General features: G+C 71.5%; 6 protein-coding genes. All 6 read right to left on the reverse strand.

The window, feature by feature from the left end; all coding sequences use genetic code 11:
- Positions 1-155 precede the first annotated feature (155 nt).
- Genes O3Q52_RS16085 through O3Q52_RS16110 form a run of 6 tightly spaced genes read right to left on the reverse strand, consistent with a single transcriptional unit; the run spans position 156 to position 6414 of the window.
- Positions 156-1136, reverse strand: a complete 981-nt coding sequence (locus O3Q52_RS16085) for an aldo/keto reductase (protein ID WP_269649460.1) — start codon at positions 1134-1136, stop codon at positions 156-158.
- Positions 1133-2113 carry an ABC transporter ATP-binding protein gene (locus tag O3Q52_RS16090; protein ID WP_269649461.1) on the reverse strand — a complete coding sequence of 327 codons (981 nt, stop codon included), beginning with the start codon at positions 2111-2113 and terminating at the stop codon, positions 1133-1135. The genes O3Q52_RS16085 and O3Q52_RS16090 overlap by 4 nt, the downstream gene beginning before the upstream one ends.
- Positions 2110-2976, reverse strand: coding sequence for an ABC transporter ATP-binding protein (locus O3Q52_RS16095; protein ID WP_269649462.1), 867 nt, complete (start codon positions 2974-2976; stop codon positions 2110-2112). The genes O3Q52_RS16090 and O3Q52_RS16095 overlap by 4 nt, the downstream gene beginning before the upstream one ends.
- A gap of 3 nt (positions 2977-2979) precedes the next feature.
- Entirely contained in the window at positions 2980-3891 is a 912-nt protein-coding gene (locus tag O3Q52_RS16100; protein WP_269649463.1) for an ABC transporter permease, read from the reverse strand.
- 3 nt (positions 3892-3894) lie between these two features.
- Positions 3895-4824, reverse strand: coding sequence for an ABC transporter permease (locus tag O3Q52_RS16105; RefSeq protein WP_269649464.1), 930 nt, complete (start codon positions 4822-4824; stop codon positions 3895-3897).
- Positions 4825-4827: 3 nt separating this feature from the next.
- Positions 4828-6414 carry an ABC transporter substrate-binding protein gene (locus tag O3Q52_RS16110; protein WP_269649465.1) on the reverse strand — a complete coding sequence of 529 codons (1587 nt, stop codon included), beginning with the start codon at positions 6412-6414 and terminating at the stop codon, positions 4828-4830.
- Positions 6415-6690: the final 276 nt, after the last annotated feature.

The following is a 6690-nucleotide window of genomic DNA, read 5'->3' on the forward strand; positions in this document are numbered from 1 at the left end:
CAGTTCAAGCGATTTTGGATGGCTGACGGGTGGCTGCCCGGTTTAGGTGGGGGCCTGCGGAGGGGTGCCCCTTAAGGGGCACGGGGAACTGCGCGACCAGCCACGGACGCCCCGCACCCGGAGTGCTGCCCGTCGGCGGGACCACTGGGCGGCGGTCACCGGTTGTACGCAGGCATCGGCCCACGCAACCCCACCCCGACCTCGTCACACGCCGCCATCACATCGGCCGGCAGCGGACCGGCCTGCGCGGCGGCGATATTGGCGAGCAGATGCGACGTCTTCGACCCGCCGAGAAGCAACGCGTCGGTGGAGTCGCGGCTCAGGAGCCACCGCAGCGCGAGGTCGGTGAGCGGCATGCCCGCGGCTTCCGCCACGGCGGCGAGCCGGTCGACCGCGGAGAAGAGGCGTTCGTCCCAGTAGCGCTCCCGGTACATCGCGGCGACCCGGGAATCCCCGAACCGCCCTGATTCCGGGGCCTGTTCGAAGCGGTGCCGACCGGTGAGCAGGCCCCCGCCGAGAGGGTTGTAGACCATCGTGCGCAGGCCGCTGACAGAGGCGTACTCGACGTACTCCTCCTCGATGCGGCGGGCGAGCAGGTTGTGGAGCTGCTGGGCGACGACGGGACGCGGCGCGCCCACCTCCTCGGCGACGCGCACGAGTTCGGCGATCTGCCAGGCCGCGTAGTTGGAGACGCCGAGGGCGCGGATCTTGCCCTCGGCGGCGAACTCGGCGACGGTGGCGAGGGTTTCGGCGAGCGGTGTCGCGCGGTCGGGCTGGTGGAGGTAGAAGAGGTCGACCGAGTCGGTGCCGAGCCGCTTGAGGCTGCCCTCCAGGGCGGCCCGCAGGCCGGCGGCGGAGAGCGGGGCGTGCTCGCCCTGGTCGGGATGCGGGATCCCGGCCTTGGTCGCCAGGACGATCCGGTCGCGTCGGCCCGGCAGGAGCCCGGCGAGGATGCGCTCGCTCTCGCCGCCCGCGTAGCCGTTGGCCGTGTCGACGCCGGTGATGCCGGCGTCGGGCGCGGCATCGAGCATGGCCGCCGCTCCGGCGGCGTCCACGGTGTCCCCGAACGTCATGGTGCCGAGGACGAGCCGGGAGAGCGGGACAGGGATGTTCGGCAGGGTGATGCCGGTGGTCACGAGCGGTTTCCTTCCGATGCGGGCGTGGTGGGAGAAACGGGAGAGGCAGATGAAGCAGCAGAGGGGGGAGCCACAGAAGCCACAGGGGGTGGGGAAGACGGGGACGACGGGTCGGGCGCGGCAGACAGAACGGCCCGGGGCTTCACACCCCGGATCCTGGTCGGGTCGAGGGAGGCGCGGCGCAGTGCGCGGGTGTACGGGTCGGCGGGCGAGGCAAGCACGGCGGCCGTCGGTCCTGTCTCCACCACCCGACCCGCGCGCATCACCACCACATCGGTGCTGATCTCCCGGACGACCCCGAGGTTGTGGGCGATGACGAGGTAGGCGATACCGGTGTCCGCCTGCAACTCCCGCAGCAGATCCAGTACTTGGGCCTGTACGGAGACATCGAGGGCGGACGTCGCCTCGTCACAGACGAGGAGGTCGGGCCTGGAGGCGAGGGCCCGCGCGATGCCGATGCGCTGCCGCTGGCCGCCGGAGAACTCGGGCGGCCGCCGGTCCAGGGCCGAGGCAGGCAGGCCGACCCGGTCGATCAACTCGGCCGCACGTCGGGCGCGTTGGGCTCTGTCGGAGACTCCGGCCACCCGCAGCGGCTCGGCGACGATCTGCTGGGCCGTGAGATGGGGATCCAGCGAGCCGTAAGGATCCTGGAAGACCATCTGCACCCGCCGCCGCAGCGGACGCAGCCGCCGCTCGGGCAGGGCCGCGATGTCGGTGCCGTCCAGGACGATCCGGCCGCTCACCGGCCTGAGCAGCCGGACGAGGGCCCGGGCGAGGGTCGACTTTCCGCAGCCGGACTCGCCCACCACGGCGAGCGAACCGCCGCGCGACACCTGGAAGCCGACCCCGTCGACAGCCTTGAACGGTCCCTGCGCGGTGGTGTACTCGACGACGAGGTTCTCGACGGAGAGCAGCGGCCGGGCCGCCGAGGCGCTGTCGGCGGCGGTGCCGTCGGTCACGGCGGTGTTGTCGGTCATGACGCTGCTCCCTGCACCAGGGGTTCGGTCCGCCCGTCGCCGTCGCCGTCGCCGTCCTCGTCCCACGCGCCGAGGCGCGGCACGGCGGCGAGCAGCTCGCGGGTGTACGGCTCGGTCGGCCGCTCGACGATCTCCTCGGCGGAGCCCGACTCGACGAACCGCCCGGCCTTCATCACATGGATACGGTCGGAGACGAGCCGTGCCACCCCGAGGTCGTGCGTGATCATCAACATCCCGATGCCGGTGTGTTCCTGAAGTTCCATCAGCAGATCGAGGACGCTCGCCTGCACGGTGGCGTCCAGCGCGGAGGTGGGCTCGTCCGCCACCAGCAGCTCCGGTTCGGCGGCGAGCGCGGTCGCGATGAGGATGCGCTGCAGCATGCCGCCGGAGAACTGGTGGGGATACGCCTTCCAGCGGGTCTCCGGCTCGGAGATGCGCACCCGCCCGAGAAGCTCGACTCCCTTGTCCCGGGCCTCGGTTCGGGTCAGGTCCGGGTGGCGCAGCCGCAGCGCGTCGCCCAGCTGGCGGCCGATGGTGTGCACGGGGCTCAGGGCCGTCATCGGATCCTGCGGGATCAGCGACACGGTCCGCCCGCGCACCGCACGCGCGGCGTCCGGATCGGCCACGACGTCCCGCCCCGCGATCCGGACGCTCCCCGACAGCACGGCGAGGCCCTCGGGCAGCAGTCGCAGCACGCCCATCGCCGTGGTCGACTTCCCCGACCCCGACTCGCCGATCAGGGTGACGGTCTCGCCCCGGCGGACGGTGAACGTCACCCCGTCGACCGCGCGCACCACGCCCTGCCCGGTGATGAGTTCGACCTGCAGGTCCGCCACGTCGAGCAGCGGTGTGTCCTCGGCCATGGCTCATGCTCCCTTCCGCAGCCGGGCACGCGACCCGGTGCGCGTACGGTCCCGCAGTCCGTCCCCGAGCAGGTTGACCCCGACCACCAGCACCACGATGACCAGTCCGGGCAGAGTCACCAGCCACCACGAGGTGGTGATGTAGTCCTGGCCGTCGGAGATGATCCGGCCCCAGGTCGCGAACGGCCGCTGCGGGCCCGCACCCAGGAAGCTCAGCGCGCTCTCCAGCAGCACCGCCTGCGCGAGCAGCAGCAGGACGACGAGGCTCGCGGGGCGGACGACGTTGGGGATCACATGCCGTGCGAGGACCGACCAGGAGCGCAGTCCTAGGACGCGGGCGGCGGCCACGTACGGCTTCTCGCGTTCGACGAGGACGAGCGAACGGGTCAGCCGGGCCACCTCCGGCCACTGTGCGACCGCGATCACACAGGTGATGACGGTGACGGACGGCCCGAACAGGGCGACCACGAGAAGCAGCATCATCAGCAGGGGCAGGGCGAGTTGGGCCTCCAGGAACCGGGAGACGAGCGCGTCGACCCAGCCGCCGAAGAACCCGGCCGCCGAGCCGGCCGCGATGCCGATCAGACCGGAGACCAGCACGGCGAGTACACCGACGGTCACGGAGACCTGGCCGCCGTGCAGGACCCGCGACAGCAGATCGCGGCCCAGCTGGTCGGTCCCGAACAGATGGCCTTCGCTCAGCGGCGGCAGCCTCCGCCGCGACAGGTCCTGGGCGTTCGCCCCGGGCAGCGGCAGGAGTCCGGCGAGGGCCACGGGCAGGACGACGAGCGCGGTGCACACGCCTCCGGCCCACAACTTGAAACGGGCGCCGCGCCGCTGCCGGGTCGCGGTGGCCCGGGCGAGATCGCGGGCGGTGACGGCACTGGGCCGCCCGGTGCCTACGGCGGTGCTCATGGCTCAGGCCGCCTTTCCGAGGCGTACCCGCGGATCGAGCAGCGGATAGGCCAGATCGACGAGGAGTTGGACGAGGATCGCGAGGGTCGCGGTGACCAGCACGGTGGCCTGGATGAGCGGATAGTCGCGGGTCTCCAGGGCGCGTACGACGAGGGAGCCGACCCCGGGCCAGCCGAAGACGACCTCGACCACCACCACACCGTTCAGCAGCGCCGCGAAGCGCGTACCGAGCGCGGTGACCAGCGGCACCGAAGAGTTCGCGAGCGCGTAGCGCCAGGTCAGCGCGGACTCGGAGACGCCCCGGGAGCGGGCGACGGTGACGTACGAGGAAGCCAGGGCGGTGGACATCTCGCGGCGCACCAGCCGTGAGATCAGGGCGAGTTGGAGAACGGCCACGGTCACCGTCGGCAGTACCAGACCACTCCACGAGGTGAAGCCGGACGCGGGAAGCACCGGCACCAGCACCGCGAAGACGGTCAGCAGCATCACTCCGGTCCAGAAGTCCGGCATCGACTGACCGGCGATGGTCAGTACGTTCGCGCCCAACTCCCTGCGCGTGTCGGCGCGGCGGGCCATCCACACACCGAGCGGCACGGCGACCAGGGTCGTGACCGCGATGGCGGAGACGGCGAGCGTGATCGTGTACGGCATCCGGTCCAGGACCACGTCGAGCGCGGGGGAGTGGAAGGAGTAGCTCGTACCGAGGTCCCCGGTGAACAGATCGCGGACGAAGTACGCGTACTGGACGAAGAGCGGCTTGTCGAGGCCGAACTGCTCGCGGATGCGGGCGAGATCGGCGCTGGTCGCGCTGGGCGCGGCGTACGCGGAGGCGGGATCGCCGGGCGCGAGCCGCACCAGCAGGAAGACGGTGGTGAGCGTGAGGAACACGGTCAGCAGGCTCTGCCCGATGCGGCGGGCGAGATACGTCGGCACGGCTCAGCCCTCCAGCCGTACGGCGGTCAGGTCATAGGAGTTGACCGGCTGGAGCGCCAGACCCTGGACGCGGTCGCGGCGCGCGAGCAGCGTCTTGGGCGCGAACGCCCACAGGCTGGGCCAGGTGTCCCAGACGGCGTGCTGGAGCGCGGCCAGCTTCCTGTCGCGTTCGGCGGCGTCCGTCTCGGTCGCGGCGTCGGAGAGCTGCCGCTCGATGCGTGGGATGACGTAGCCCATGTAGGTGTCGCGGGTGCGTTCCTTCTCGGCCGTGCCCCCGTACATGCCCTGGAGGGAGGTGAGGGCCTGGCCGGTCGTGCCGGGGAAGCCGTTGCCGATGACGTCCCAGTCGCCGCCGCGTCCCTGCCGCCACTTCAGGATGTCGCCGCCGGGCTCGAACTGCCGCAGCGAGGCGCGTACGCCGACGTCCTGGAGCATGTCGACGACGGCCTCCATCACAGAGGTGTCACCCGCGAACTCGCCCGACTCCCACATGATGGTGATCCGCAGGTCCTCGGCGTCCAGCGACTTGAGCAGTGCCTTGGCCCGGCGCGGGTCGTAGGCGTACGTGCCGGTGCGCACCGCTCCTTGGAGTGCGAGCGGCACCACTCCTTCGGCCGCCTCGGCGGAGTCGATGAGGACGTCGCGTATCAGGGACTCGCCGTCGATCGCGTAGGTCAGGGCGTGGCGCACGCGCGCGTCGGCGAGCGGATGCCCTTCGGGTTTGCGGAAGTTGTAGAAGAGCTGGCAGATCCGGACGCCGGGGGTCTCCTGGACGGCGACGCCGGGCAGGCCGGCGAGCTGCTCGGCCGAGTCGGGGGTGAGGGTGTCCACGACGTCCAGTTCGCCGCTGCGCAGGGCGATGACCCGGCTGGACTCCTCGGGTACGAACCGCACCCGGACCTTGTCGACGGGCGGCTGCTTCCCCCAGTACTCGGTGTTGCGGGCCAGCGTGTACTCGCCCGCACCGCCGTTCGCGCTGACGACGCGGTACGGGCCCGAGCCGAGCCCCGACTGGAGTTCCTCGGGCCGGTTGGCCTTGGCCGGGGTGATGTGGATGTTGGCCATCAGCCGGTCGAGCACCGGCACCGGGCGTTCGGTACGCAGGAGGAACGTCCGCTCGCCGGTGGCCTCGACGGTCGGCATCTCGGGGAAGAGGCCGAGCAGGAACGAGCCGTTGACCTTGCCGTACATGCGCAGGGCCGTGTCCACGTCCTCGACGGTGACGGGGCTGCCGTCCGAGTAGCGGACGCCTTCGCGCAGTCGCACGCTCCACGCGGTCGGAGCGGTCATCTCGAACCGGTCGGCGAGCACGAGCCGGGGCTGCAGGTCCTGGCCGATCCAGGTGAGCGCCTGGCGTACGGCGCGCTGCACGGTCACCGCGGCGTCGAACTGGTTCAGCTTGTTGTCGAGACTCACCAGGGATCGGTTCAGACCGAGCGTGAGTGTGCCGGGGCCGGGTGCTCCGGTGGGTCCTGCGCAGGCGGACAGCGGACCGAGCGCGACGCCCGTGCCGCCGAGGGCGCCCCAGCGGAGCACGGTCCGGCGGCTGGGTGGTCCGGGTGGGGGAAGGAGGTGAGGAGTTGGGGTCATCGTCGACCTTCTCGGATTCTGGAGGGCGACCGGCTCTCGCTGACGTCGCCCGGACACCGGGCGACGAACAGGTGTCGCGCCGGAAAAGGTGGCACGACTGCGCGAAGTGCGCAAGGGGTCTCGCGCACTTCGCGCACGTTGTGTCATCATCGGCGCCGAGGCCGTCCGGACCGCCCGGACCGCCCGAAGAGGTAGCCGCCGAAGGAGGTCCGCGTGTCCCGCACCACCCGCACGGCGCTCGCGCCCCGCGTGTTCGCCCTCGCGGACGACCTGTCC

This window comes from Streptomyces sp. ActVer (assembly GCF_027270795.1).
In the GTDB taxonomy this organism is placed as follows: Bacteria; Actinomycetota; Actinomycetes; order Streptomycetales; family Streptomycetaceae; genus Streptomyces; species Streptomyces umbrinus_A.